The following is a 2,995-nucleotide window of genomic DNA, read 5'->3' on the forward strand; positions in this document are numbered from 1 at the left end:
AATTCACTATGCCACTACAGGAAGCTATGCCAGAGAGGTGCCGAGCGAGATGCATCTGACTGGGAAGATATTCACCCAGCGTATCGAGCGTAACAACCTGACGCTCAGAACGCGCATCAAGCGATTGGCTCGCAAGACCATCTGCTTCTCTCGTTCCATTGAGCTCCACGAGAAAGTGATTGGCGCCTTTATAGAAAGGCACCATTTCAACTGATTGGCGGCATTACCCCCAGCCGAATTGTGTGCGTCAAGCCCCTGCCGGTGAACGGTTACACTTGAAGAACCCTGCCATGTTATGCTCTCGCTCAGCGCTTCATTTTTTCACATTGGCTAAACCATTTTCATCAATCCAACAAATCCACTCTGTCGCTCTAGACAAATCCGACAACGCTTTTTTTAACATTCTCCTAAACTCTTTCAAGTCAGCCTCACTACCACATAACCTTTTTAACGTCTCAACTTTGTAGGGATGTGGCGATGAATGCGTAGAATAAAATCCATGAAGCCATTGAGATAATGTCTTTCCTTTAAGCTGCCTACGTTTATCTAAATCCAATCCAGTCCATAACTCGCTTGAAAAAAAAGAAAGAATTTTAGGGTTGAGAGTAAGTACATATTCACCCTCAACCTCATTTCTATAATAATCATTAATCAAATGACCGTTATAAAAATGCAGACCATCACCGAGCTCAATTAAACATGCTGATAGCCTTGTCAAACTATTCCTAAGCCACTCCCTATCGGATTTTCCAGTGTTCCTCCCTAGATGCTTTAAAAAGCCGTACATGGAGAAATACACTTGAGTACCGGCCGGAGCCTTTTTTAAAAACTGCAAGCATCCAAGCCATACATCCAAATCAGATTGGTCCAGCTGCTGCCCCGTAAATTTCACGGTGATACCATTTACCGCCGCCTTCAAAACCCTCTGCTCATACTTCCTTGCTCCTTTGGCTACAATGCCAAAAAGAGCGCTACGCAATATCGCATTCGGGACAGGTCTTTTCCCTTCAGCGCAGGCTGGTAATTCAGTCGGGATGGATATAGGTTCATCGGGATCAATCACCTCCCCCCCGTTCTCCTCCAACCTCTTTCTCAGTTCGACGGCATCCTTGAACGAAGTGATTTCACCTGAAATCATTTTTCTTTGTAAATGCTCCATGATATCGGCTGCTGACATACCTGGATCCTTGTTAACTTACACTCCCAGACGCTTTTTCAACAAATAGACGAACCGTATCTTTAGACACTTTTATCCCCTGCCCATCCAACCAATCCGCTAGCTGCTGATAAGAAAAGCCTTTGGCCCTCATATCAGCTAATACATCTTGATGTGGTTGCATCAAGACTCTTTTCCTACCACGGGGTATATTCACAGCACCTCCCACTTCTCAACATGCCTCATCCTATCAACCTCTAATGACTAAAAAAAGTCAAATAAGTCATTTAGTTCAAATCAGGTCATCCTACTGCTGATCACCTAGTGGGAGTCATCGCTATCCCCCCATTTGAACATGGGGGATAGCACCCACCGAGTACAGGCAACCTATCTCACTTTGAGGGGATGGCGCCCACCACGGCAGGGGATGGCGCCCACCATGACAGGGGATGGCACCCACCATGGCAGGGGATGGCGCCCACCATGGCAGGGGATGGCGCCCACCATGACAGGGGATGGCGCCCACCACGGCAGGGGATAGCACCCACCCTGGCAGGGGGATAGCGCCCACCAAGGAAAATTTAAAATGACAGTAAGGTATTGTTATTAATGAATAAAACCAGAGGTGTTGGGTTTGCTAATCTTAATCTTTAATCTTTATTTTTAATCAGAAAGATCTAGATCTAGGATCTGTTGTCATAAGATAGAGGCCCATAAATACGCACAGCGGCTCTGCAGGAGCATGTAAATAATTATGTGTAGCTGCCCACCCCACTACAGGCGACCGTTCAGGCGATCACCGAATTCGATAATAAAACGATTTAGGGCAAGCTTCCAATTCTGGATCGGCATGGTCCATTTCTTGGAGGCCTGCTGTATCGCGAGAAACGCCACTTTTAGCGCCGAGTCGTCGGTCGGGAAGAGCTTCCTTTGCTTGGTCGCTTTACGCAGCGCCCTGTTCAGTGACTCGATCGCATTGGTGGTGTAAATCACCTTCGGAATGACAGGGGGATAATCGAACGGCGTGATCAAATTGGCCCACTTACTCTGCCAGGAACGCGTTATCTGCGGGTACTGGCTATCCCAGTGCTCGCAGAAGGCCGCCACAAAGTGGTAGATCTGCTTCAGATCCGCCATCATAGCCTTGTAATCCTTCCAGGAGACATAGCGCAACGAGTTGCGCACCATATGGACGATGCACAGTTGAACCTTGGTCTGGGGATACTCCATGGCAATGGCATCAGGAAAACCCTTGAGACCGTCCACACACACAATCTGGATGTCTTCCAAGCCACTGTTATTCAGCTCGGTCAGGACCGACAGTCAGAACTTTTCCCCTTAGGTCTCGGCCAGCCACAGGCCAAACAGCTCCTTGTGACCCTCCATATTGATGCCCAGTGCTAGATAGAGCAACTTGTTAATCACCCGCTGGTTCGCGCGGCTCTTCACCACAATGCAGTCCGGATAGACGATGGGATAGAGCCGATCCAGCGGCCGGTTTTGCCATTCGTGGACCTGCTCGATGACGCGTTCGGTCACCTTCGATACTAGCCCCGCCGAGATGTCGGCGTCATACATCTCTTTGAACGCGTCGGTAATGCTTCCGATCGGTTGAGCTGGTATGATGAGTGCTTTTGAGACTCATAGCTTCATGGCATCCATCACCGTTCACTGCCCTCGTTGCAACTCTGACCACGTATATCGCCATGGGAAGACCCCTGCCGGCCATGTTCGCTATCGTTGCCCCGTCTGTGTGCACGTGTTTCAGCTCACCTACACCTATGAAGCCCGCAAGCCTGGCGTCAAAGACAAGATTGTTGATATGGCCTTCAACGGCTC

3 protein-coding genes and 2 pseudogenes are annotated in these 2,995 nt (G+C 48.9%); 2 read left to right on the top strand and 3 right to left on the bottom strand.

Translation table 11 applies throughout. From position 1 onward, the window contains the following. A partial coding sequence (locus CUC53_RS07125) for an IS1 family transposase (protein WP_236757885.1) occupies positions 1–214 on the top strand: 214 nt, incomplete at its 5' end. 99 nt (positions 215–313) lie between these two features. Here the strand turns inward: CUC53_RS07125 and trfA are convergent. The 3 genes and pseudogenes from trfA to CUC53_RS07135 all read right to left on the bottom strand — a co-directional run. After that, entirely contained in the window at positions 314–1,177 is an 864-nt protein-coding gene (gene trfA, locus CUC53_RS07130; RefSeq protein WP_100293516.1) for a plasmid replication initiator TrfA, read from the bottom strand. Between the two features lie 13 nt (positions 1,178–1,190). Continuing rightward, positions 1,191–1,340, bottom strand: a complete 150-nt coding sequence (locus CUC53_RS18845; RefSeq protein ID WP_157798217.1) for a hypothetical protein — start codon at positions 1,338–1,340, stop codon at positions 1,191–1,193. Positions 1,341–1,930: 590 nt separating this feature from the next. Continuing rightward, positions 1,931–2,755: pseudogene (locus CUC53_RS07135) on the bottom strand (IS256 family transposase); the annotation flags it as partial. Between the two features lie 29 nt (positions 2,756–2,784). Between CUC53_RS07135 and CUC53_RS07140 the strand changes: the two are divergent. Further along, positions 2,785–2,995, top strand: a pseudogene (locus tag CUC53_RS07140) (IS1/IS1595 family N-terminal zinc-binding domain-containing protein); the annotation flags it as partial.

The organism is Aeromonas cavernicola (genome assembly GCF_002795305.1).
GTDB classification, from domain to species: domain Bacteria; phylum Pseudomonadota; class Gammaproteobacteria; order Enterobacterales; family Aeromonadaceae; genus Aeromonas; species Aeromonas cavernicola.

What these genes read in the sequence shown, in the direction of transcription:
- trfA (WP_100293516.1), bottom strand. Translation starts at nt 1,177, where the DNA reads ATGTCAGCAGCCGATATCATGGAGCATTTACAAAGAAAAATGATTTCA.
- CUC53_RS18845 (WP_157798217.1), bottom strand. Translation starts at nt 1,340, where the DNA reads ATGCAACCACATCAAGATGTATTAGCTGATATGAGGGCCAAAGGCTTT.